This is a genomic window from Vibrio sp. Y58_MX_L22, assembly GCF_024181865.1.
Lineage (GTDB): Bacteria > Pseudomonadota > Gammaproteobacteria > Enterobacterales > Vibrionaceae > Vibrio > Vibrio alginolyticus.
Window position 1 is genome coordinate 597,853 of record NZ_JAMZAN010000002.1, and the last position, 23,240, is coordinate 621,092.

The 23,240-nt window shown below is 45.2% G+C and carries 21 protein-coding genes and 2 pseudogenes; 12 read left to right on the plus strand and 11 right to left on the minus strand.

From position 1 onward, the window contains the following. Window positions 1-2: 2 nt before the first annotated feature. From NL626_RS07805 to NL626_RS07835, 7 genes are all read left to right on the plus strand, one after another. On the plus strand, window positions 3-1,310 hold the full coding sequence (locus NL626_RS07805; protein WP_021707644.1) for an oligosaccharide flippase family protein: 1,308 nt from the start codon (window positions 3-5) through the stop codon (window positions 1,308-1,310). Between the two features lie 2 nt (window positions 1,311-1,312). Next, window positions 1,313-1,708 (plus strand): VanZ family protein, encoded by a 396-nt coding sequence (locus NL626_RS07810; protein ID WP_017635292.1) that lies wholly within the window; start codon window positions 1,313-1,315, stop codon window positions 1,706-1,708. Between the two features lie 67 nt (window positions 1,709-1,775). Next, entirely contained in the window at window positions 1,776-2,096 is a 321-nt protein-coding gene (gene yqfB / locus NL626_RS07815) for a N(4)-acetylcytidine aminohydrolase (RefSeq protein WP_053307889.1), read from the plus strand. A 50-nt stretch (window positions 2,097-2,146) separates the two neighbouring features. Next, window positions 2,147-2,746, plus strand: coding sequence for a TetR/AcrR family transcriptional regulator (locus tag NL626_RS07820; protein ID WP_005385858.1), 600 nt, complete (start codon window positions 2,147-2,149; stop codon window positions 2,744-2,746). Window positions 2,747-2,897: 151 nt separating this feature from the next. Next, on the plus strand, window positions 2,898-3,932 hold the full coding sequence (locus NL626_RS07825; RefSeq protein WP_017821259.1) for an NADP-dependent oxidoreductase: 1,035 nt from the start codon (window positions 2,898-2,900) through the stop codon (window positions 3,930-3,932). 14 nt (window positions 3,933-3,946) lie between these two features. Beyond that, window positions 3,947-4,564: a glutathione S-transferase family protein gene (locus tag NL626_RS07830; RefSeq protein ID WP_005375238.1), complete on the plus strand. Its 618-nt coding sequence runs from the start codon at window positions 3,947-3,949 to the stop codon at window positions 4,562-4,564. 290 nt (window positions 4,565-4,854) lie between these two features. Continuing rightward, window positions 4,855-6,294 (plus strand): catalase, encoded by a 1,440-nt coding sequence (locus NL626_RS07835; RefSeq protein WP_017821260.1) that lies wholly within the window; start codon window positions 4,855-4,857, stop codon window positions 6,292-6,294. A gap of 195 nt (window positions 6,295-6,489) precedes the next feature. Here NL626_RS07835 and NL626_RS07840 read toward each other — a convergent pair whose 3' ends face one another. The 4 genes and pseudogenes from NL626_RS07840 to norV form a co-directional block, all read right to left on the minus strand. Then, on the minus strand, window positions 6,490-7,368 hold the full coding sequence (locus NL626_RS07840) for an NAD(P)-dependent oxidoreductase (RefSeq protein ID WP_017821261.1): 879 nt from the start codon (window positions 7,366-7,368) through the stop codon (window positions 6,490-6,492). A 184-nt stretch (window positions 7,369-7,552) separates the two neighbouring features. Beyond that, complete coding sequence (locus NL626_RS07845) at window positions 7,553-7,891, minus strand: DUF1971 domain-containing protein (protein ID WP_005375231.1); 339 nt, start codon at window positions 7,889-7,891, stop codon at window positions 7,553-7,555. 42 nt (window positions 7,892-7,933) lie between these two features. Further along, window positions 7,934-9,082: an NADH:flavorubredoxin reductase NorW gene (norW, locus tag NL626_RS07850; protein ID WP_253657193.1), complete on the minus strand. Its 1,149-nt coding sequence runs from the start codon at window positions 9,080-9,082 to the stop codon at window positions 7,934-7,936. Then, window positions 9,054-10,593 (minus strand): annotated as a pseudogene (gene norV, locus NL626_RS07855) (anaerobic nitric oxide reductase flavorubredoxin). Before norV ends, norW begins: the two are co-directional and overlap by 29 nt. A 190-nt stretch (window positions 10,594-10,783) precedes the next feature. Between norV and norR the strand changes: the two are divergent. The 4 genes from norR to azu all read left to right on the plus strand — a co-directional run bounded on the left by norR (window position 10,784) and on the right by azu (window position 14,941). Beyond that, entirely contained in the window at window positions 10,784-12,316 is a 1,533-nt protein-coding gene (gene norR, locus NL626_RS07860; RefSeq protein ID WP_253657194.1) for a nitric oxide reductase transcriptional regulator NorR, read from the plus strand. 398 nt (window positions 12,317-12,714) lie between these two features. Beyond that, the gene (locus NL626_RS07865; protein ID WP_053307894.1) at window positions 12,715-13,233 is read left to right on the plus strand and encodes a hypothetical protein; all 519 of its coding nucleotides are present in this window, start codon (window positions 12,715-12,717) and stop codon (window positions 13,231-13,233) included. Between the two features lie 269 nt (window positions 13,234-13,502). After that, window positions 13,503-14,153, plus strand: coding sequence for an HAD family phosphatase (locus NL626_RS07870; protein ID WP_213969300.1), 651 nt, complete (start codon window positions 13,503-13,505; stop codon window positions 14,151-14,153). Between the two features lie 335 nt (window positions 14,154-14,488). Beyond that, window positions 14,489-14,941: an azurin gene (azu, locus tag NL626_RS07875; RefSeq protein ID WP_005375211.1), complete on the plus strand. Its 453-nt coding sequence runs from the start codon at window positions 14,489-14,491 to the stop codon at window positions 14,939-14,941. 226 nt (window positions 14,942-15,167) lie between these two features. On the opposite strand, the gene NL626_RS07880 is transcribed toward azu, so the two are convergent. The 6 genes and pseudogenes from NL626_RS07880 to NL626_RS07905 all read right to left on the minus strand — a co-directional run bounded on the left by NL626_RS07880 (window position 15,168) and on the right by NL626_RS07905 (window position 21,045). Beyond that, on the minus strand, window positions 15,168-15,518 hold the full coding sequence (locus tag NL626_RS07880; RefSeq protein WP_253657195.1) for an ethanolamine utilization protein EutQ: 351 nt from the start codon (window positions 15,516-15,518) through the stop codon (window positions 15,168-15,170). After that, the gene (locus tag NL626_RS07885; protein WP_213893285.1) at window positions 15,515-16,831 is read right to left on the minus strand and encodes an FAD-binding oxidoreductase; all 1,317 of its coding nucleotides are present in this window, start codon (window positions 16,829-16,831) and stop codon (window positions 15,515-15,517) included. The genes NL626_RS07880 and NL626_RS07885 overlap by 4 nt, the downstream gene beginning before the upstream one ends. A gap of 12 nt (window positions 16,832-16,843) precedes the next feature. Next, window positions 16,844-18,127: an NAD(P)/FAD-dependent oxidoreductase gene (locus tag NL626_RS07890; RefSeq protein ID WP_253657200.1), complete on the minus strand. Its 1,284-nt coding sequence runs from the start codon at window positions 18,125-18,127 to the stop codon at window positions 16,844-16,846. After that, window positions 18,116-18,277, minus strand: a pseudogene (locus NL626_RS07895) (rubredoxin); the annotation flags it as partial. The pseudogene NL626_RS07895 and the gene NL626_RS07890, both read right to left, overlap by 12 nt. Before the next feature lie 142 nt (window positions 18,278-18,419). Beyond that, window positions 18,420-19,856 carry an aldehyde dehydrogenase family protein gene (locus NL626_RS07900; RefSeq protein WP_033906749.1) on the minus strand — a complete coding sequence of 479 codons (1,437 nt, stop codon included), beginning with the start codon at window positions 19,854-19,856 and terminating at the stop codon, window positions 18,420-18,422. 1 nt (window position 19,857) lies between these two features. Then, window positions 19,858-21,045 (minus strand): aromatic ring-hydroxylating dioxygenase subunit alpha, encoded by a 1,188-nt coding sequence (locus NL626_RS07905; RefSeq protein ID WP_253657196.1) that lies wholly within the window; start codon window positions 21,043-21,045, stop codon window positions 19,858-19,860. 319 nt (window positions 21,046-21,364) lie between these two features. Between NL626_RS07905 and NL626_RS07910 the strand changes: the two genes are divergently transcribed. Further along, complete coding sequence (locus tag NL626_RS07910) at window positions 21,365-23,101, plus strand: BCCT family transporter (RefSeq protein ID WP_138939664.1); 1,737 nt, start codon at window positions 21,365-21,367, stop codon at window positions 23,099-23,101. 51 nt (window positions 23,102-23,152) lie between these two features. Here NL626_RS07910 and NL626_RS07915 read toward each other — a convergent pair. After that, a partial coding sequence (locus NL626_RS07915; RefSeq protein WP_138939050.1) for an integrase core domain-containing protein occupies window positions 23,153-23,240 on the minus strand: 88 nt, incomplete at its 5' end.

Below are 23,240 nucleotides of genomic sequence, written 5' to 3' on the forward strand. Positions count from 1 at the left end.
CTATGTTTCACACTGTTCAACAAAAATTACTGTTGATGCCCAGCGGTAAAAAAAGCTTGTTATCTACTGGATTAAAAACCGCAATCACGCGTGTGTTGAGTGCGCTATTTGCTTTTTTACTGACTCTGATTGTATCGAAGACCAGTGACGCTTCGACGGCCGGTCAATTTTTCTTTTTATTCAACCTAGTCTCGCTACTCGCTATCGTTTCTCAGCTAGGTTTTGATGTCTCGTTAGTTCGTTACAATGCGATCGCTTTTAATAACAAAGAGAAGCTTGAACAAAGCCAAAACTATAAAACCGCACTTTATCGAAGTATGGCATTTTGCTTGCTCGCCATAGGCGTTTTGTTAGCAGGGTTTAATCTGTTTCCAGAACAGCTAAACCAGACTCAATCACCAATGTATGCGATTACTTTATGCTTGCTTTGCATACCTTTCTTGGTGCTTGCGCAAACCAACAGTCGGGTGCTTCAAGCATGTAGAAAAGTAGTATCATCTCTGTTTGCGTTGCAGCTTGGGGTAAGCATGTTGATGGTCATTTTTGTCTTTGCCCTAGACTATATCGGTCAGCAAAATATCAACAATCTAATGACCGCACTGCTTTTAGCGAGCATAGGTGTCGCGGTCATATCTAGTGCCAATTGGCTTGGCTCAGATCAATATCAAACATCGGCTTTCGTACCAAACAAAAAAATGGTCTCTTCTGCCAAGCAAGTCTGGGTTGGCAGTATCTTCACGAATGTTCTTCAATGGGGAAGCCTTGTTATTACGGGCTTTTTTATCTCAACAGCGGAACTCGGTTTGTTAGCCGCAGCCCAACGTACATCACTACTGATTGGCTTCGTGCTGATTACCATTAACTTTGTGGTCGCCCCGATGTTTGCCTCTCTCTACAAAGAGCGTCAAATGCGTAAACTGCAGAACCTGAGCCGCTTGGCGTGCCGAGCCAATGTTGGTTTAGCGATTGTACCCGTAATTATTTGCACCCTCTTCCCCGAGTTTGTAATGCAGTTTTTTGGTGAGGAGTTTCTCGCCGCGGCGCCACTATTAGTCGTCCTTTCTCTGGGGCAGTTAGTCAATGTTGCGACTGGTTCAGTAGGTTTTTTATTATTAATGAGTGGTCATGAGAGAACCATGAAATACATTACAATTTCCTCCGGTACGGTGTCCATCTGCCTACTTGTTACGCTTTGCCAAATGTTTGGGGTGATTGGTGCAGCGTGGGCAATGGCAATTGGCATGGCTATCCAGAATTTAGCTGCACTGTACTTTGTAAAACGTTACTTAGGCTTCTTTCCAATAGGTTAATTATGGCTTTAATACTGGCACGCACGAGTTTTGTTTTAGTCCTGACGCTAACCGCTTCACTCTCTCTGTGGAAAAGCTCTGACCTACACCATACTGCTTACCTGCAAATGGAAACCTACTTAGGCGGATCAAGTACGCTTCACTTTACTTTCAGTTTATTGATCGGCTTTTTATCGGTCTTCACGTTCCCTTCTCTGGTGAGCTCGAATAAAACCGACGTTTTTGGGATTCGTCTTTTGCTACTGCTGTTAGCTATCGTTTCAATGGAAGAAATAAGCCAACTTTTTATTCCAAATCGATCATTTAGTTTTGATGATCTCAGCACCAACTGGATAGGCGTTATCTCAGGTTACTTTAGTGCCAAGTTAATTCGCTTCATCCGCACTCGGTCGTTCTAGTAATACAGGAATCTCTGGGGGATTTGGGTATATAATTACGCCAAACAACCAGACTAACGAGTACATCATGCCATCTCATCCAACCAAGATTACTTTTTTTGAATTCTTAACCCCGTTGATCACGTCAGGCAAAAAGACGATAACGATTCGAGATGAATCAGAAAGCCATTACGTTCCCAATACAGAAGTCGAAGTTTTTACCTTAGAAACGGATCGTAAAGTCTGCGATATCAAGATACGTTCTGTAGAACCACTTCACTTTGAAGGTATTAATGAGTTTCATGCCGAACAAGAAGCCATCGAACTACCAAAACTCAAGCAGTTAATTCGAGAAATCTACCCAAATACCGACACGCTCTTTGTTATTGAGTATGAGCTGATTAAATAACCCACAACAAATACTAGACGACTGGTCTAATTCATTCTATAGTACACTTCATGAACGCAAAGACGAATGACACACGCCAACATATTCTCGACGTCGGATACGAGTTGATCGTAAACCGAGGGTTTACGAGTGTTGGTCTTTCAGAGCTATTAAAAAAGGCCGCAGTGCCAAAAGGCTCGTTTTATCATTACTTCAAATCCAAAGAACAATTTGGTGAAGCGATGATTCAAGACTACTTTACTAAGTATTTTGAGCGTTTAAACGCACGCTTTACCAATACTGAACTGAGTGGCTACCAACGCCTAATGAGCTATTTCGAAGAAATGGTCAAAGTAGAAGACGACGTGTGTAATGCGAACAAATGTTTATTGGTTAAGTTAAGTGCAGAAGTCTCCGATCTCTCTGAGTCAATGCGCTTGGCATTACGCCAAGGAGCAGACAAAACCATTCAAGCGATAGCGGATTGCATTGACATCGGCATTCAAGATGGCTCAATCCCCAATGGTGACAGTGCGTTATTAGCAAGGCAGATATACTACCTTTGGAATGGCGCTAGCTTGCTGAACAAACTTTATCAAGATCAGGCAGCATTGACGCAAAGTCTGACCTATACTCAACACTTACTGCAGAATACGCGCACTTGCCCATAACGGGCGGCGTGGAAGCAGAATGAACACCCTACACACGTTTCACTGTCAGAAAAAGCGTCAGTGTTAACACAGTAAACCTTCCCGCTTTACATAAGCGGGATATTTTGAAATAAATACTAGACGACCGGTCTAATCAACAAGTGAGATAGATATGACTAACGCAACAAATCGCAGAATAGTACTCGCGTCACGTCCCCATGGTGCACCGACACAAGAAAACTTTCGTTTAGAAGAGGTAACGAAACCGACTCCGAAAGAGGGTGAAATGCTATTGAGAACGGTTTATTTATCTCTAGATCCATACATGCGTGGTCGCATGAGTGATGCCGAATCATACGCTGACCCTGTTGCAATTGATGACGTAATGGTCGGTGGTACAGTTTGTCAGGTAGAAGCATCAAACCACCCAGATTACGAAGCAGGTGAATGGGTTCTTGCCTACACTGTTGGCTGGCAAGACTACGCTATCTCAACTGGTGAGATGGTCATTAAACTTGGTAAAGAACCGCAAAACCCTTCTTACGCGTTAGGCGTTGCAGGTATGCCAGGATTTACCGCGTACATGGGTTTACTCGACATTGGTCAGCCAAAACCAGGGGAAACCATCGTGGTAGCAGCTGCTACGGGGCCTGTAGGCGCAACAGTTGGTCAAATTGGTAAAATCAAAGGTTGCCGAGTTGTTGGTATAGCAGGCGGAGAAGAAAAATGCCGTTACGCTAAAGAGGTGCTTGGTTTCGATGAGTGTATTGATCACAGAGCTGAAGACTTTGCAGAACAACTGAAAAATGCCTGTGACAAAGGTATCGATGTTTACTTCGAAAACGTAGGTGGCAAAGTATTCGAGGCTGTAATGCCACTTCTGAATACAAATGCGCGTATCCCACTTTGTGGTTTGATTTCTCAGTACAACGCGACAGAGCTGCCTGAAGGTACCGACCATCTTCCATTACTAATGGGTAAGCTCCTGACCAAACGAATCAAGGTGCAAGGCTTCATCATTTTTGATGATTACGGACATCGTTACGGTGAATTTGCGCAAGATATTAATCAATGGTTGGCAGAAGGAAAGATCCAATACCGCGAACATCTAGTACAAGGACTGGATAATGCGCCAGAAGCATTCATCGGTCTGTTGGAAGGTAAGAATTTCGGCAAGCTTGTAGTACAGATTAACGACCCATTATAAAAAGGGATATGTAAATGATTAAACTTCACCACCTCAATCAGTCTCGTTCAAAGCGCATCATTTGGTTACTTGAAGAGCTAGATGTAAATTACGAGATTGTACCCTATGTCCGTGATTCCGTGACCTTCATGGCACCGCCAGAACTAAAAAGTGTTCACCCATTAGGAAAGTCACCTGTTCTTGAAGATAACGGCGAGATTATCATTGAGTCAGGTGCAATGACCGAATATTTGATTGAGAAATACAGTGACGGAGCCTTTGCTCCTGAGCGTGGTACAAAAGCACACACAGAATATTTGCAATGGATGCACTTTGCAGAAAGCTCTGCAATTTTACCTATGCTGCTAAAAATCTTCGTAAGCAAAGAGCCAAATGAAACTCAGTTTTTATCAGGCTATGCCGACAAGGAAGCAATGAATGTACTAGGCTACTTCGAGCAATCCTTAGAAGGCAAAACTTACCTAGTAGAAGAGCGTCTGACTGGCGCTGACATCATGATGTCTTTCATTGTCGAATTGGTTCAAAAGTTTGGTTTAGTTAATCACTTCCCTAATATTGAACGTTATGGGAAGCAGCTCGCGACACACCCAGCATTTGCAAAAGCTGAACAACTTGAAGTGAAGTACTCTTAATTACTTCCCCCCTTTCGCCCCTTTGATGACACGTAAAACTTCATTTAAGGGGCGATATTACTAGCATCGCAGACACGCTAACTGGATAGCGCTCCCCCCAGTCAATCGCTTTCGAGAACGCCGATTGTTATGTCAATCAAGCTAATGTAGTAAATTTCTGATTCTAATATAGTTTCGACCATAGTCACCATCTATTGAATTGATAAGCAATATCAGTTTTCTCCCCCAGCTTTTCCGTAATAACCTCCTCTACAGTTTCTAAGGTATTGAACCCTGGAGGGGGAAGAAAAATGACAAACAAGAAATTGACTACAGCAGCAGGTTGCCCTGTCGCACATAACCAAAACGTTATGACTGCAGGTCCTCGTGGCCCTCAACTATTACAAGACGTTTGGTTCCTTGAAAAATTGGCACACTTTGACCGCGAAGTGATCCCTGAGCGTCGTATGCACGCAAAAGGTTCTGGTGCTTACGGTACGTTCACAGTAACGCACGACATCACAAAATACACTCGCGCTAAGATCTTCTCTGACATCGGCAAAAAAACAGAACTATTCGCTCGCTTCACTACTGTAGCTGGTGAGCGCGGTGCAGCAGACGCAGAACGCGACATCCGTGGTTTCGCACTAAAATTCTACACTGAAGAAGGTAACTGGGACTTGGTTGGTAACAACACACCAGTATTCTTCCTACGTGACCCACTAAAATTCCCAGACCTAAACCACGCAGTAAAACGCGACCCTCGCACTAACATGCGTAGCTCTACCAACAACTGGGATTTCTGGACGTCATTACCTGAAGCATTCCACCAAGTGACTATCGTAATGAGTGACCGTGGTATCCCTGCTTCTTACCGTCATATGCATGGTTTTGGTAGCCACACATTCAGCTTCATCAACGCAGAAAACGAGCGTTACTGGGTAAAATTCCACTTCAAAACTCAGCAAGGCATCAAAAACCTAACTGACCAAGAAGCAGAAGCGATCGTAGGTAAAGACCGCGAAAGCCATCACCGTGACCTTTACGAAGCGATTGAGCGTCAAGACTTCCCTAAATGGAAGATGTACGTACAGATCATGCCTGAGCTAGAAGCGGATGAAGTCAACTTCAACCCATTCGACCTAACACGTGTATGGTCTCAAAAAGATTACCCACTGATCCCAGTTGGTGAGTTCGAACTGAACCGTAATCCAGAAAACTTCTACGCAGAAGTTGAGCAATCAGCGTTCAACCCAGCAGCAGTCGTACCTGGTATCGGCTTCTCTCCAGATAAAATGCTACAAGGTCGTCTGTTCGCTTACGGCGATGCTCAGCGTTACCGTCTAGGTGTGAACCACCATCAAATCCCAGTGAACGCACCTCGTTGCCCTGTTCACAGCTACCACCGCGATGGCGCAATGCGCGTTGATGGCAACTTTGGTTCAACACTAGGTTACGAGCCAAACTACAAACAAGAATGGGCAGAGCAACCAGATTACTCTGAGCCACCTCTACGCATCAACGGCAACGCTGATCACTACGATCACCGTGTAGACGAAGACTACTTCAGCCAAGCGGGTGACCTATTCCGTCTGATGAGTGAAGAGCAACGTCAAACTCTGTTCGACAACACAGCTCGCGCAATGGACGGTGTACCAGAGTTCATCCAACAGCGCCACGTTCAACACGCATACCAAGCGGACGAAGCGTACGGCAAAGGTCTTGAGATTGCACTAGGCTTAAACAAGTAAGCGAACGCTGTGATCGTCACGCTGTGTGATTAAAAGACATAAAAAAGGAGGTGCCCAACAGCACCTCCTGATTTCAAATCACTAATCCTTAATCACTAGCCACAACCAATGCTCAAGGAGGTTCATTATGATTAACTTAGATTTCTTTAAGCTCTTTGATACCAAAGAACTGTTTATCTATTACTGATTCATCAACTACTGATTTTTAGCTACCGCTTTGATCAGTACTGATGTATCCATGCGACCTAAACCATCACGTTGAAGGTCTGCGTATTGCTCATCCACTTTCTTAGTCAGTGGAAGTTCTAGACCCACTCGCTCAGCTTCTTGCAGACAGAAACCTAAGTCTTTGCGCATCCAATCAATAGCGAAGCCAAAATCGAACTTGTCTTCAGCCATCGTATTTGCGCGGTTTTCCATCTGCCAAGAACCTGCAGCGCCATGCTTAAGCGTTTCTACAACTTGAGCGATGTCCAAGCCTGATTTTTGTGCCAGCAACAAAGCTTCACTCAGCCCTTGTAAAACGCCACCAATACAGATTTGGTTTACCATCTTACAGCGTTGACCCTGACCGTTTTCACCCAGTAGCGTCATCTGCTTCGCGTACACATCCATCGCCGGAGACACACGGTCAAAAATGCTTTGTTCACCACCACACATGATGGTTAGAACACCATTTTCTGCGCCCGCTTGACCACCAGAAACTGGCGCATCAATAAAGTGATTACCGTACTTAACACACGCTTCAGCCAGCTCAACCGCTAGGTCTGCAGAAGTGGTCGTGTGATCGACTAGCACTGCGTCCGCTTTCAAACCGACCAGAATGCCCTCTTCACCGTAAACAACGCTACGAACGTCATCATCATTACCCACACAGGTAAAAACGATGTCACAGCCTTCTGCCGCTTCACGTGGTGTTTCACAAGCTACGCCTTGGTATTCTTCAGCCCATTTGTCGGCTTTCGCTTTTGTGCGGTTGTATACTTTGGTTTCAAAGCCCGCTTTACTTAGGTAACCAGCCATTGGGTATCCCATCACACCCAGACCAATAAATGCTACTCGTTGTTTTTCCATTGCACGCTTCCCTTAGTTCACCTGACTGAAATGTTTCGTAACATGCTACTAAAGAATTGAAATCATTACTCGTGATTTCTCTTTCCTCGGTCTCGATGATCCTGCATTGCAGTCCGTTTATTGCGCCTTCTACCCCCCTTTACTTGACGATTAGCGTAACAGTCAAAGCACTTACAAAGGTTCACTACTGCTTAGCGTGGAACATCGCTTGCCCACTCTTGTCCTTGTTCGACCAGAAATTGATGTTGAACTGAGCATCATCGCTCATCTCAATGCGGTGCCAGTACTGCGGTGGACTTGTAGCAAACTGGCCTGCATTAATCACCACCACTACTTCTGCTTCTGTGGCATTTTCATCAGCAAAGCCGTAGTAAGTCACTTGCCCTTCCATGACGCACAGCTGCCCAAACACACCCTCAGCGGTATTGTGATGAGTCAGTAGCGCTGGTGGCACATTGTCTTTAGTGAAGAAAGGCGTTGAACGTTGAACAGTCCAGTCTTTAGGAATTCGTAGATGCGACATAATAATACCCTCTCTAATTACAATTCTTTTCGTTTAAATCGGTTAAGCCTGACCGGCTTGAGACAACTCTCGAAGCAATGGAAATGCTTGCGTAACTTGTTCTCCCGTCACGACGAAGCCCATGAGTCGGCTATTTTCATCTTCTGCTTTCGCGGCAATGCCAGTTTGAGAAATCTGCACGCTCCAGTTCGTCACCGAACTAAAATCGCCTGCCAATTGAATTGGGTAGCTCGGCGTTTTGACCTTTACCATCATGGGCGGTAGTTTCAACTCTGCTTCTTGCCCCAGTAGTTGTTTGCCCAAAGCATTGGCACTTAGCACGATCGGTTGGAGGTACGGCATCATTCGACCTTGGATCTCAGCACAATCGCCTAATGCAAATACATTGGCTGCTGATGTCTGTAATCGGGCATCTACCTCGATGCCTTTATTGACACTCAACCCACAAGCCTTCGCTAACCAAGTGTTAGCACGTAAACCCGCCGCTGAAATCACTACATCGGCTTCGATTGCTTTACCTTTGCTCAAGCTTGCCACCAGCGAATCATCTGAACGATTGATCGCAACTACACCAGTCTCCAAGGCAAGTTGAATACCTTGCTGCTTAAGTTGGTTTTCGAGCGGCAATGCGACGAATTCAGGAATCAAGTTAGCGAGCAAACGGGAATTTGGCTCAACCACCGTAACCGCTTTACCACTGGTTGCGAGATCCATGGCGATCTCGACGCCGATCAAACCACCACCCATTACTAGAATTCGTTCCGCGCGGCTAATTTGCTCTTCCGCTAATTGATATTCTTGTAGCGAGTTCAGCGTTATCACCTCAGGTGCTGCACCACCAGATATTGGCGGCACAAAGGCTTTCGCGCCTGTCGCAAACACCAGTTTGGAATAAGGATAGGTTTGGCCGTTGGCGACCACTTGCTGAGCTTGCACGTCGACATGCTCAACCTTGGTATGGGCGAACAGTTCGATGTTGTGTTCCTGTGCAAACGCCTCACCACTTTTAACTACCAAGTCTCGGGCAGTTTGCTTGTTACTGAATACATGACTCAAATCGGGCTTGTTGTATTCCGCGCCATCATCAGCAGTAAACACTTGCAGCGGAATATGTGCGTCCATTCGACGCACTGTTTTCACCAATTGGTAAGCCGCAAAGCCGCTACCAATAATCACAATAGGTGCTTGCATATTCCCTCCTAACCGTTGTATTCAACGAAAACGTCTTTACCCAAGTGACATTCTGGGCACAAGAAGTAATCTGGCACTTCAGACCATGCAGTACCCGGTTCAACGCCTTGATTAGGCTCGCCTTTAGCTGGGTCGTATACCCAATTACAAACGGTGCAAACCATGCATTGGCAATCTGCAGGATGCGCCTCGGCACTAGGGTTGCTAGGAGCAGCATCGACTACCGCTTGTGTTGCTACTTGTGCTGCGGGTTGTGATTGAACTTGTGGTGCAGACGTAGCAATCGCCGGCGAAATAACAGGACTTGTCAGGTCATGCTTCGCCCACAACTTCGCGATGTTCTGACCATGTTCGCGACATTCACGCATCGCATTACCATCTGGTCGCCATTTGGTTTTCAAACCCACTGCGGTTTCAAAACCTGCGTCAGTCAATCGAGCATGGATACGATCCACCGCGCCACCATTCCACCCGTAGCTACCGAATGCAGCGGCTTTCTTCGCTTTAAAGCGCAGACCGGTAATTTCTTCTAGCATACCTGCGATCTTCGGCATCATGACGTTGTTCATGGTAGACGAACCAACCAAGATGCCTTTTGAGCGGAATACGTTGGCGAGAATTTCATTCTTATCATGCTTAGAAACATTAAAGACTTTGACCGCTACACCAGGATCGACATCGTGAATGCCTTGCGCGATTGCATCGGCCATCATTCGGGTGTTGTTTGACATAGAATCGTAGAAAATCGTAATGCGATCTTCTTGATAATTGTCTGCCCACGCCAAGTATTGCTCGATGATTTGAACTGGATTATCGCGCCATACAATACCGTGTGACGTTGCGATCATGTCGACAGGCAAATTAAAGCTCAGCACTTCTTTGATTTTAGCGGTTACCAAGCTGCTGAATGGCGTTAGGATGTTTGAGTAGTAACGCAAACACTGTTCCATCAACTCATTTTGATCCACTTCATCATTGAACAGACGTTCATCACAGTAGTGCTGACCAAATGCGTCATTACTGAATAACACTGCATCGCCCGTTAGGTAGGTCATCATGCTGTCTGGCCAATGCAGCATCGGCGCTTCCACGAACACTAGTTGCTTGCCATTACCGATATCGATGCTGTCGCCCGTTTTTACGGTTTTGAAGTTCCACTCAGGATGGTGGTGATGACCCACAATCGAATCAATCGCCGCTTCTGTACAGTAAATTGGTGTGTTCGGAATTTTCTCCATCAATGCAGACAATGCGCCCGAGTGATCTTCTTCTGCATGGTTTACCACGATAAAGTCGATAGACTTAAGGTCGATTTCCATCTCTAAATTTTGGATGAATTGTTGACTGAATCGATGATCGACCGTATCAATCAATACGGTTTTCTCTTCACGAATTAGATAACTGTTGTAGCTGGTACCTTTTGTCATTTTGTATTCTGTACCGTGGAAGTCTTGAACTTCCCAATCGCGTTGACCTACCCAGTGAATGTTGTTTTTTACGTGAATTGTCATAATTACTACCTTGAATGACGGGATAAACAAAAATAATTTCTTCTTGTATTGCACTGGGCGTGCCAACTTTTAATTGCTATATATTTCAATATCTTAATTAAAACCCAACTTTAATAGCTGTCATTTAGACACAGTTGAAAATAGTCATTTAGACACTACAATAGTCATATTGACACAATCGGTATTGGCTATGACTTCTTTAATCGCGCAATGGCTACACATCACGCAAGACCTTAACTCGGCGCTCACTCAACAAGCTCGCTTCGACACGTTATTAACCACGATTCGAGAGGTATTGAAGTGTGACTCTTCTGCCCTTCTTTTGTATGAAGACCAGCACTTTAAACCTTTAGCGATCAATGGATTGGCGAAAGAGGTCCTTGGACGCCGTTTCTCCATTGAGCAGCACCCAAGATTAGAAGCCATTGCCCGAGCAGGCGACATCGTGCGCTTTCCCTCCGACTGCGACTTACCTGATCCATACGACGGCTTGATTCCAAACCACGATGACAAACTGCATGTCCATTCCTGCATTGGTTTACCTCTGCTGATCGACGATCAACTGATTGGTGCCATTACGATTGACGCCTTCGACCCCAACCAATTTGATGGGCTACGCAACCAAGAGTTACGTTTTGTCAGCGCATTGGCAGCAGGTGGCTTGCACACTGCACTCCTACTAGAACAGCTCGAGACACAAGCGAGCCTGCCACGCGACTCTTACGCCGAGAAACGCACCTTAAGTAATGAAATCATTGGCAACTCTAAGGGGATGAAGAATCTTCAAGAGCAGATTGATGCAGTCGCCGATACTGAATTGTCTGTGCTAGTGATGGGAGAAACGGGCGTAGGTAAAGAGTTGGTTGCCAGCGCTATTCACCATCGCTCTAGCCGCTCGAACAATACTTTGGTTTACCTCAACTGTGCAGCGCTGCCCGAATCAGTCGCGGAAAGCGAGTTGTTCGGACATATCAAAGGCGCATTTACGGGCGCGATCAGCAATCGTAAAGGTAAGTTCGAACAAGCCGATGGCGGCACACTGTTTTTGGATGAAGTCGGCGAACTGTCGTTAGAGCTGCAAGCCAAGTTACTTCGAGCTCTACAATATGGAGACATTCAACGTGTGGGTGATGACCGCCATATTCGAGTCAACACACGCATTGTCGCCGCAACTAACCGTATATTGCATGAAGAAGTGACTGCTGGTCGCTTCCGAGCCGACTTATATCACCGCCTAAGCGTCTTCCCGCTTCATGTTCCACCTCTTCGTGAACGTGAAGACGATGTTGTGTTGTTAGCGGGCTTTTTCGCCGAACGCTTAAGAAGCAAATTGGGATTGAACAGCATTCGTTTGTCCCCCACTTTGGTGCAGGCACTCAAAGACTATTCATGGCCAGGCAACGTGCGAGAGCTTGAACATGTCATTAAACGTGCTGGTGTTTTGGCAAAAGCACGTACTCACGCCATAGACATTGAGTTGGTTGAGCAAGATTTTGATATTCGAACGCCGAATCAGAACATCAAGAATGTTGAAGAAACGGAGCAAAACTCTCGGCGTGAGCTACCAGAAGGTGGATTAAAGCCTGCCACAGATGCCTTCCAAAAAGCGATGATTGTTCGAGCACTGGAAGAAAACCAAGGCAACTGGGCAGCAACGGCACGTCAGTTGGAACTGGACAACGGCAACTTACACCGATTAGCGAAGCGCTTAGGGATAAAATAGACACTAACGAATATCACCTAATATGGCATATTCATCGCCAAACAATGTGCCTGATGCCCAACCGCGCACTCAGCCCACTATAAGTAGTGGGCTGAGTGCTCAGATAGAATAGCCACCTAAGTTTGACGGTATTTTCTTCTAAATTTTATTGTCTTGAACCACCTCACAGATTTAATAACCCTTAACAATAAACACAATAATAGTTAAGGTATTTTTATGAGTCAGATCTAATAAAATTAAATATATAGTATTTATTTTAAGAATCTAAACTTTCAAAGTTCATCATAATAAATACAACCTCTATGTATACACTTTACCTTCAAAAAACATCAAAATATAATCCCTTCGATAAAAACACTTAAATGAATTTAACTGTATAAAAGTGAGGAGAATAAAATATGGGATATGGGGCGACAGTATATTCATTAGATACTGAAAAGGTTTTTAACGTACTAAAGAATGAGCGTAATCCAGAGCTAGAAAAAGCCATCATGGAAAGGTGTCAAGACTCCTTTAAAGTGATTAATGAAATGCTGGAAAGTAGTGGCGAAAGCATCCGAGCTGAAGAGCTTCTTATGCAGATGCTGTCTGAAGAGATAAAATACAGTCACTTGGGTTACGCCTATGCTTACTTGCTTGAAGCTATATGTAAGATAACTGGTTATTACTTGTCCAATAACTCTTGGTATCCATGCGATGTCAACGATTTCTGCGATATCCCATTCACTAACACCGATTATCCCATAAAATTCCCATTGCCTGACGATTTCCCTGTTGTTTTTATGATAAAAAATCAAGATATTCACCAAGATAACGTTGACTTCGGAGGCTTATCAGAGCAACAAATATCTGAAGTCAAGAGCTGGTACACTCATGCAGTCGTAAACAATCGTGACTTGGTATTATTTTATTATTAATTTTAACTATTAATAAATTATCCAATAGTTAAAATGACAATAGAATATTAATAAAACTCTAGCTTATATTAAGATAGAGTTTTATCTATTTAACTGAAATTTTTGTAATTTTAAAAATATTATATTTCACACCTAATTTATAGACTCTGTGTATAGTGTGTTCAGAGGCAATGTGAACTCATAGGATCAAAATCAAGTTCTAATTTTTAGAAGAAAAACCGATCTGCTTGTGTCAAAATGCGCCATCCCAACCAAAAAGTCTTAATGTAATGAACTACCAAGCTGCTATTTTTGATATGGATGGTTTGCTCCTTGATACTGAGCGCGTCTGTATGCATATTTTCCAAAAAGCATGTGAAGCCCAGAACCTCCCCTTCTATAAAGATGTTTACCTTTCAATCATTGGTCGCAATGCAGCGGGCATTGAAGTGATTTTTCGTAAAGCTTATGGGGATGATCTTGACCGCTTACACCAAGAGTGGCGCGACCGTTACGACGCTGTGGTTAAGCACCAAGCGATACCAGTAAAAGAAGGGGTGATTGAGCTGCTTGAGTGGTTGAAAAGCCAAGGGTTGCCAATTGCAGTCGCCACTTCTACAGCAAAAGAAGTGGCACAGAAGAAGTTGGAATTAGCGGGCCTAAGCAAGTATTTCGACAACTTAACGACGGGCTGTGAAGTGTCACACGGCAAACCTGATCCAGAGATCTACCTGCTTGCAGCAAGTCGTCTAAGCGTAGACCCAATCAAATGTCTCGCCTTTGAAGATTCAAATAATGGCGTGCGTGCTGCGGTAGCAGCGAACATGATCACTTATCAAATCCCTGATTTGGTTGAGCCTTGTGACGAAATAAAGCAATTAGGCCATACTGTCGCACCTTCACTGCATGATGTGTTGCATGCGTTAAAACAAACTCGCTAGGTTTACTTGTCGTCTGTTCTCTAGAAGCTCAGCAATTTAGCTGAGCTTCTTTCTCGAAACCTCTCCAATACCGTAAAACCAAACAATTCTTCCACCCGTTTAGCGAGATTATTTTCACCTTAACTCTGGCTAATCACGACTTTTGATTTAACTCACGCAATCGCATGAAATAAGGCATTTGAGTGATCAAATAGCGGAACTGACCAGTACAAGCTTGCAACAAAACGTCAATATACCGATTGAAGCACGTTTTTGGAGTGAAAATTGGCTGATAATGAGAACTATTGGATAAGATCAATCCAAGTCAGCCTAAAATACAAAATGGAGAGTGTTATATGTCTTTACGTTTATTAGCAACAACCTTCGCATTAGTAGGAATGAGCTTTGGTGCCCAAGCCAGTGCCGAGTGTGAAGTGTCATTAGATGCTAACGATATGATGCAGTTTTCTACTAAAACATTGAGCGTACCAGCCACTTGTAAAGAGGTAAAACTGACGCTGAATCACACAGGTAAGATGCCAGCGCAATCGATGGGTCACAACGTGGTCATCTCTGACACAGCCAACCTACAAGCAGTCGGTACTGATGGCATGGCAGCTGGAGCAGAAAATAACTACGTAAAACCAAATGATGATCGCGTCTACGCTCACACAAAAGTAATTGGTGGCGGTGAAAGCACCAGCATTACGTTCAGTACTGAGAAAATGAAAGCCGGCGGTGACTATTCATTCTTCTGTTCATTCCCGGGTCACTGGGCAATCATGCAGGGTAAATTTGAGCTAAAATAAAAGATTTAGCCAAGCCAAAAGAAAACTCATTATAGGGAAGCCAAGGCTTCCCTTTTTGATAGATAAAATAGCAATTGAGAAAGGTCTAACACGTCTGGAAACGTGACCAAGAAACATAGCAAGTAAGAAACCCTTGCTCCATTGAGATTAAGTTCTTTTACGAAAACTCATGGGTAAAAATCGGATTTTTGTTTTGCCTTTCCGAGACACTACTAAATGATAAAAGTCATTCAATACCATGTAACTCTTTCCAGTTTCCTGGATGAACCACATAGCCGAACAGAGCATGCCCACCATAAACCAATTCAGTCCCTTCCGGTATCCACAGCATCTGACCTGGGTGCACAAAATGTGTTTCACCATTTGCGGTCAGCTCGAAACAGCCTTCAATCACGAAAATAACTTCATCATAAAGCACTGTCCAAGCCACTTTAGCGCCTTCCCATTTAGCAAAGCCTACACCAATGTTTGGTGAAATTTCTGGGCTTAACGCCCTGGCAACATACGCCATTCCCGGCGTATCACCACGAACATTGAAATCTAAATTTTTACCATCAACGAGTTTGACTTGCTTCATAATTCACTCCGGCTTTGCCATTTTGCTAATTGGATACGCGTTTTTACTCCCAAACCTAAAAAAGGCTCTGGCGGATTCAAACAAGGCATTCCTGTCACTTGCTGTATGTCATCCAATGATTTAGATGTCGCACCAACGACATAGTCAGCTAACAGTGTTCCAGAAATGGTTCCCCACGCAGCACCAACACCATTGTCACAAGCGCTGGCATAAACACCTTCATCTAATTGACCGAAAAAGTTAGTAAAGTTACGAGAGATGGCATACACCCCACCCCAGGTGTGAGTAAATGGTACGTCGGCCAGCTCGGGATAACGCGCCAGAAAGACCTGACGATGATCGTCGCGAATTTGTTCTCTGACTTTATCGTTCATGCTTGAGCCATATTTCGGCACGTGTTTGTAAGTATTGCGGATCAAAATACGTCGATCGGCGGTCATACGTAACGTCGTTCCCGCATGATCAGCTGGAGTTAGGCCCCAATTCAGCTCTCCTCCGTATCGCTGCATTTCTGCGTCAGTCAATGGACGCGTCCAGCTTGCAAACGTCATCACTGGAAGTAGTCTGTTTTTAAGATAACCAAACTCCCGAGTAAAAATGCTGGTCCCAAGCAGCAGTTCAGGGGCTTCAACAGAGCCACTATCTCCATGTAATACCCAGCAACCGTTTTCTTTACTGAGCTTGCGGATTGGCGAGTTCTCTAACACCTCGACGTTCTCTGGAAGGCTTTCCCCTAGCCCACGCACCAAAGCAGCAGGTTGCATTAAATAACCACCTGGCGTGTAAATTGCGCGGCTGTAGTAGTTTGTTCCCAAGACTCTCGCCAGCTCACTGCCATTAACATGGAAGTATGGTTCGCCAAGGTCTTTCATTAGGTGCTCAAAGTGATCGAGATACGCTTCACCGCGCGCCCCTACGGCTCCTTGATATTTGCCCTTTGCTGACCACTGACAAGAAATACTGTGCTTCGACACTAAAGTGTTTAGCTGAGCAATCGCAGAACGGTTGAGTGATAATAACTTTTGCTTGTGCTCAGGGTCGGGATGCTCAAGTGAAAACTTATGAGGCAAATCGATAACAAAGCCCGAATTTCTTCCTGAAGCCCCTTGGCCGATACGTTGCGCATCAATCAGTATAATTCGTGCATTAGGCATAAGTTCAGCTAAACGTCTTGCCATAGCTAGGCCTGCGAAACCGGCACCTAACACGGCATAGTCAGCACTTTGTTTACCTTTTAACGCCGATTTTTCTGGAATACTTGGCAACGCATGGTACCAACCACACGTCACGTCATCATTGGGTAAATGAATCATCTTTTTTCTCCGCTACGCTGCTGACAGTTTCAATGACAATTGATCTAGCCAAGGGCCGCGTAATGACTGTACTTTTCTTCCTAGCAACGCAAAACCGAGCATTGCTCCTTCTGGTGAATAAAACGCAGCGGTCAATTCATCTGCTTGGGTCTCGATGTACCATTGTCCCTGTTCTTCAGCGGCTACCGGGAAAATCGTGAGTGGAAGAATCGGCGTTTTTACAATCACTGGAGTTGGTGTTAACGAGATAGGGGCGACATCGCCTAGCAAGCTTTTCGCTACAGAGGGGATCATTTGATTAATCGGTGCAATATAAGGCTGCCAACCTTGCTCAGTTTCAACACAGTCACCTAGCGAGTAAATATTCTCATCACTCGTCTGGCCGAATTGATTCACTTTAATGCCGCGGCCCACTTCGAGCCCTGCTTGCTCAGCCAGAGAAACATTTGGCTTGAGTCCAACCGCGCTCAGCACTAGATCTGCTTCAATCTGCTTGCCACTGTTTAGATGTAAAACCGCACTAGATTCCGACCTTGGTTCGATTCTGGCGATACTGTCTTGTAGAGCCCATTGCACGCCTCGATCGGCAAGTGCGCTTTGTAATGATTCACCCAACTGTTGCGGGATCAAACGCTCCATTGGCCATTGACCCAACCCGATAACTGTTACTTCATAGCCGCTTTCGATCAGATCATTTGCGAACTCACAGCCAATTAAGCCATCACCTAGGATCGCGATGCGCTTTTTGTCTTGCAGCTCCGCTCTGAAACGGCGGTAATCAACTAAGTCGTTCACACTCATAACCCAAGAGCGATCGCCCTCAATTGGGATTTCAATCGGTGATGCACCTGTTGCCAGTACCAAGCGGCTGTAGGCGTATTTACCGATGGAGGTATGTAACGTTGAATTGGCACGATCGATCTGTTCAACACGGGTATGCGGGTAAACTCGGATATTGAGACGGCTTTCCCACTCCAACGCGCTCTCACTTTGTAGCGCGTCGCCGTCTTTATTCATGACCAGTGCATTAGACAATGCTGGTTTGCTGTACAAAGCGCCATCATCAGCGGTAAAGACAGTGATCGGAACCGTCTCAGATTGCGCTCTAAGTGCCGCCGCCAACTGGTAACCACTGTGGCCACTACCGATGATAACGATAGGGTCATTTGAGAATACAGGTTGAGTAACTTCAGATGGAAGAGGCTGAGCAGTATTTGGCTGAACAGACGATCCTACCGATACCGAAGACACTGCCGCGACCTCTTCTACTGGCGCATCGTCGGTAATTTCGATCATTTCAAAATCGGCCTTACCCACTAAACAGTCAGGACATAACCAGTCATCCGGTACATCTTCCCATGCTGTTCCTGGTGCAATGCCATCGGATGGCCAACCTTGTGCTTCATCATAGATTAAGCCGCAAATAATACAGAGCCACTTTCTCATCACTTATACTCCAACTACCTTGTTCAGAATTTCCGTGTTTACAAACCGCTGTCAGATTTGTTGTGATTCCATCAACCTCGCCCTAGCTTGTGGTCTGAAATCCAAGCCGGTACGAGGTGATGAAAATACAGTTACACGGTAGCTATACGTTGCTGTCTTGCTGCAAACGAATGGCAATATTGCGTGTCTGGACGTAGCTATAAATCGCTTCTTGTCCTTTTTCTCGCCCAAACCCGGACAAGCCCACGCCACCAAATGGTGTTTCGATGCCACCAGCAAACCATTCATTGATGAACACTTGTCCACCACGCAGTTGCTGTGCCACACGCAATGTTTGGTTTAGGCTTTCACCAAAGACACCAGCGACCAGGCCAAAATCGGTGCCATTCGCGATTTCAACGGCCTCTTGCTCGGTTTCAAACGGTGTAATTACCAGTACAGGACCAAACACTTCTTCTTGAGCAATACGCATATCTGGTGAGGCTTCAATCACCGTCGGTGCCACAAAGTAACCCGACAAATCAGGGGCGTATCCACCCGTTAGGATGTTCGCGCCGTCGGCTTTTGCTTGTTCTATCATTTCAAGCACGCGCGCTTGTTGATCAGCCGATACCAACGGTGTTATATCCGGCTGGCTTTCACCTTGACCAATGGTTAGGTCTTGCGCCATTTTCACTACCGCCGCTTTTACTTCTTCATAACGCTCTTTTTGAATTAGCAAACGAGACATTGCCGAACAAACTTGACCAGCGTTAAAGAAAATACCGACTTGAACGCTTTGTAAAAGCGTTTCGAGACTCACATCTTTCAGTGCGATAGCGGCCGATTTACCACCCAGCTCCATCACAGATGGTGTGGCGCGTTGCGCTGAATCTTTCAGTATGCGTTGGCCGGTCGGCACAGAACCTGTAAAGACAATTTGATCAACGTCTTGATGCTGCACCAAGTGGCTGCCAACTACGGAGCCTTTGCCACATAGCAAGTTAATCGCGCCTTTTGGGAAACCCGCTTTTTCAATCGCTTTAATCAACAACGTCATAGCGAGTGGGGAAATCTCTGGCGATTTGATCACCACTGCGTTACCAGCAGCTAATGCAGGTGCTAATGAGCGTGCACAAATAGAAACTGGGAAATTCCACGGCACAATCTGCACCGACACGCCAAACGGCACATATTGAGTGAAGTCGACATAGTCTTTACCCAACGGAATTGACGTGCCTTCCAGCTTGTCGGCCATGCCTGCGTAGTATTCAAAGTAACGTGCCGACTCTAAAAACTCATCTTTGGCATCTTGCAAAGATTTCCCATTTTCACGACAGGCAACTAACCCACCCTCATCAACCATTTCACGAATAGCTGCGGCGGCTTTTAACATCCACTCGGTTCTGACGGCTGGACGAACGTCCGAAAGAAGGCCTTGATTGACCACTCGGCGTGCCGCTGCCATTGCGCGATCTGCATCGGTGATAGTGGCTTCTGCAATCGTCGCATACGCTTCGGCTGTGCCAGGGTTCATGACGGTCAGCGCTTGCTCTGAATCGCACCACTCACCATCAATATAATTAAGGTAATGCATCATATTACTGCTCCAGTGCCGCTTTCACTTGCTTTGCCAACCAGGTTTGGAAGAAATGCGTCGGAACATCCATTTCTGGTGAGAACACACCACCACCAAAGCCAGGTGAGTAACGACCTTCCTGCATGCCCTCGACCGCTCCAATATCTTCGCCGAATACGACTCGCCATGACTCAACGGTAGCAGTACGGCACGCAGCGAACTCATCTTTCGTTGCTTCATCACCCACATAGAAAACACGTAGGTGCTCAACACTCTTATTCGCAGTGATTGGTTCAATCATCATCGCAAAGGCATGATCGGCTTGAATACCAAGCAACACGTTTGGAAAGAGTGCAACATATTCTGCATGACGCAGTTTATCTTCTGGCCAGCTTGGAAATTTAGGTAAGTGTGTTCCTGCAGTATCAGAGAGGTTGTATGCGAGACTACCTTGGCCAGAAAAACGCTCTGCAAACATGATGTTGTAGTGATCCTCTAGGCGAGAATAACTGTTCAAACTCGGATGCACCCAAGGTAAGTGGTAAGCTTCACAGTAGTTTTCTACGGCAAGCTTCCAGTTACTTTTCACTTCTATCTCTAAGTTGCCACCCATGTTCACGCGGCGAAGAAGCCCTAATCCTTCTTCACCTAAGAATTGCTGCCAACGTTGCTCTAGCGGCGCGATATGGTCTTCAAAGCTTTCTGCATTGCCCGATAAGTTGACGAATACCATGTCCATCCAAATGGCTGAACGAAGTGGCTTAAGGCCGTGCTTTTCACACTTAAATCGATCATCTTTGTGTTTTGCGATACCACCAATGTGTGGTGTGCCTTTTAGATTGCCGTCAAGATCGTACGTCCATGAATGGTAAGGACAGCGAATCATTCCTTGAACTTCGCCTGCCTCATGAACCAGCTTCATACCTCGGTGGCTACACACGTTGTGGAAGACTTGGACTTCACCTTGACGATTTCTCATCATGAGTAGTGGAAGATTCATGAAATCAAGTGGCATTACATAACCATTTTTAAGCAGGTCTGATGCAAAACCAATACATACCCAAGTGTTACCAAACACCTGATCACGCTCAAAAGTAAAATACTCTTCGCTGGTGTAGGCCTGATTCGGCATTCCTGTTGCTTCACTGATTGGGTTCAGTACATTATCAACAAGTTCAACAGGAATAATGGTTTGGTTGACATTGCTCATATTCTTATCTCCGAGAGTCGAGTTGCATCCAGTGCGTACAACATCGTGTTGTGTTAGTGGAGATAATTGTGATTAACAACCCGGCAACAAACAAACGACTTTTTCGCCGGGCTTGGATGAGTTTTTGTCATTCATGCATTGATCTCGAACAAAAAAATAACCTTTTAATTAACAATGATCTTCTTGTCATGATTAATACTCATTAACCGATGAGTATTAATCAGTTGAAACACAAAAGCCCTCTCTCTACTCTCTTTCAAAAATTAACAATAACGCAACAAACAATAACGTTAAAACAAACGCACTGTGAGGGATGCCTATGAGAGCAACATCTGGGATATTGAAAGGACTCAATCCGACTGTGACAATCGCATCAAAGATCGTCGTTATCGGTTTTGTACTTTTCTGCGCCATTCTCGCCAATCAAGCGGGCCAATACTTCGAAACGATTTCTGGCATTTTGCTACAGAATATGAAGTGGTTTTACATCGGACTTGTTTCACTCGTTGTCGGTTTTCTTCTTTACCTTATGGTTAGTCGATATGGGCATATTCGTTTAAGTAAAGATGACGAAAAACCAGAGTTTAGTTATTTGTCTTGGGTATCCATGCTTTTTTCCGGAGGTATGGGGATAGGCTTAATTTTCTGGTCGGTCGCCGAACCGATGTGGCATTACGCTGACAACCCATTTACTCAAGGCCTGACCAATGAAGCCGCAACAACATCAATGAAACTGACATTCTTTCACTGGGGTCTACATCCTTGGTCTGTCTTTATCATTGTTGCACTCGCATTAGCTTACTTTTCCTACCGTAAAGATCTGCCTTTTACCCTACGCTCTATCTTGTACCCTTTGATTGGTGATCGTATTTATGGGCCTATCGGGCACACGGTTGATATCCTAACAGTCGCGGTGACAGCTTTCGGTATCTCTCAAACCTTGGGGATGGGAGTTATCCAAATAAACTCTGGTTTGAATCAAGCCTTTGGTCTAGACATTAGTTTGGGGATTCAACTCTTTATTATCGTTTCCCTTTGTACTTGTGCGGTTGCGTCGGTGCTATCTGGTGTAGGAAAAGGTATTCGCCGTTTATCAGAATGGAACATGCTGCTTTCACTCGCACTCGTGCTAGTCGTACTTTACATTGGTCCAACTCGCTATATCTTAAATACGCTACTCGAAAGTACGGGGCTTTATGCACAAAACATTGTCGGTATGAGCTTATGGAGCGATGCACAGAATGACTCTGGCTGGCAAAACTGGTGGACGGCTTATTACTGGCCTTGGTGGATGACTTGGGCACCTTTCGTTGGCATGTTTGTGGCTCGTATCTCTAAAGGACGCACAATACGTGAACTTATCGGCGGTGCTCTCATCGTACCCACGCTGATCACGTTCTTATGGATTTCAGTATTTGGTGGTGCAGCGTTGAAGGTAGAGCAAGACGCTCGTGTTGCTCATCAAGAGCAAGTCACTGCGGCACAAGAAGCCAAACAAACACCACCTGCGGATTTTTCTGGCGGCCCGATTCTTGAAGCGACTAAAGCCGATACGACACGCGCTTTGTTTACGCTATTCGACAATCTAGATACAGGTATGTTTGGTAAACTACTTAGCGTACTTGCGTGTCTATTGCTCGGTACTTATTTCATTACCTCCGCAGACTCGGGTACCTTGGTTCTATGTACCCTCGATGCCGCTGGGCACAGTGAGCCTCCTACCTCTATACGCGTATTGTGGGGGATCATGATCGCAGCCATTGCGGGAGTACTTCTATACGCAGGAGGGTTAAAAGCAATGCAAACGGCCTCCATTATTGCCGGTTTCCCTATCGCCATTTTTATCGCGGTGATGAGCTTAACGCTGTTTCATAGTATTCGACGCGAACCTAAGCCATGGGCAATGCTGCCTGAGCATGTTCACCCAGAGCAAGAGAAACTTGATGGTCCTGTTGAACCGCTTGTTGAAAGCAAAACAGTGGCTTCCGAGCCTATCGCTTCAAGATCCTCACAAAAAAGTGATTCCACACTCAATCAGGGACCAGTACTAAGTTAGTGCGTCGTTTCATCAATCTGACCCGTCCTGATATGGGTTGACACTTTTTAACTAAAACGCTCGATGTACTTCATCGGGCGTTTTGTATTTTAAAGCCGTATGAGGCCTCATTTGATTATAGATATCTACGGACTCTGCT

What these genes read in the sequence shown, in the direction of transcription:
- NL626_RS07805 (WP_021707644.1), top strand. Translation starts at nt 3, where the DNA reads ATGTTTCACACTGTTCAACAAAAATTACTGTTGATGCCCAGCGGTAAA.
- NL626_RS07810 (WP_017635292.1), top strand. Translation starts at nt 1,313, where the DNA reads ATGGCTTTAATACTGGCACGCACGAGTTTTGTTTTAGTCCTGACGCTA.
- yqfB (WP_053307889.1), top strand. Translation starts at nt 1,776, where the DNA reads ATGCCATCTCATCCAACCAAGATTACTTTTTTTGAATTCTTAACCCCG.
- NL626_RS07820 (WP_005385858.1), top strand. Translation starts at nt 2,147, where the DNA reads ATGAACGCAAAGACGAATGACACACGCCAACATATTCTCGACGTCGGA.
- NL626_RS07825 (WP_017821259.1), top strand. Translation starts at nt 2,898, where the DNA reads ATGACTAACGCAACAAATCGCAGAATAGTACTCGCGTCACGTCCCCAT.
- NL626_RS07830 (WP_005375238.1), top strand. Translation starts at nt 3,947, where the DNA reads ATGATTAAACTTCACCACCTCAATCAGTCTCGTTCAAAGCGCATCATT.
- NL626_RS07835 (WP_017821260.1), top strand. Translation starts at nt 4,855, where the DNA reads ATGACAAACAAGAAATTGACTACAGCAGCAGGTTGCCCTGTCGCACAT.
- NL626_RS07840 (WP_017821261.1), bottom strand. Translation starts at nt 7,368, where the DNA reads ATGGAAAAACAACGAGTAGCATTTATTGGTCTGGGTGTGATGGGATAC.
- NL626_RS07845 (WP_005375231.1), bottom strand. Translation starts at nt 7,891, where the DNA reads ATGTCGCATCTACGAATTCCTAAAGACTGGACTGTTCAACGTTCAACG.
- norW (WP_253657193.1), bottom strand. Translation starts at nt 9,082, where the DNA reads ATGCAAGCACCTATTGTGATTATTGGTAGCGGCTTTGCGGCTTACCAA.
- norR (WP_253657194.1), top strand. Translation starts at nt 10,784, where the DNA reads ATGACTTCTTTAATCGCGCAATGGCTACACATCACGCAAGACCTTAAC.
- NL626_RS07865 (WP_053307894.1), top strand. Translation starts at nt 12,715, where the DNA reads ATGGGATATGGGGCGACAGTATATTCATTAGATACTGAAAAGGTTTTT.
- NL626_RS07870 (WP_213969300.1), top strand. Translation starts at nt 13,503, where the DNA reads ATGAACTACCAAGCTGCTATTTTTGATATGGATGGTTTGCTCCTTGAT.
- azu (WP_005375211.1), top strand. Translation starts at nt 14,489, where the DNA reads ATGTCTTTACGTTTATTAGCAACAACCTTCGCATTAGTAGGAATGAGC.
- NL626_RS07880 (WP_253657195.1), bottom strand. Translation starts at nt 15,518, where the DNA reads ATGAAGCAAGTCAAACTCGTTGATGGTAAAAATTTAGATTTCAATGTT.
- NL626_RS07885 (WP_213893285.1), bottom strand. Translation starts at nt 16,831, where the DNA reads ATGATTCATTTACCCAATGATGACGTGACGTGTGGTTGGTACCATGCG.
- NL626_RS07890 (WP_253657200.1), bottom strand. Translation starts at nt 18,127, where the DNA reads ATGATCGAAATTACCGACGATGCGCCAGTAGAAGAGGTCGCGGCAGTG.
- NL626_RS07900 (WP_033906749.1), bottom strand. Translation starts at nt 19,856, where the DNA reads ATGATGCATTACCTTAATTATATTGATGGTGAGTGGTGCGATTCAGAG.
- NL626_RS07905 (WP_253657196.1), bottom strand. Translation starts at nt 21,045, where the DNA reads ATGAGCAATGTCAACCAAACCATTATTCCTGTTGAACTTGTTGATAAT.
- NL626_RS07910 (WP_138939664.1), top strand. Translation starts at nt 21,365, where the DNA reads ATGAGAGCAACATCTGGGATATTGAAAGGACTCAATCCGACTGTGACA.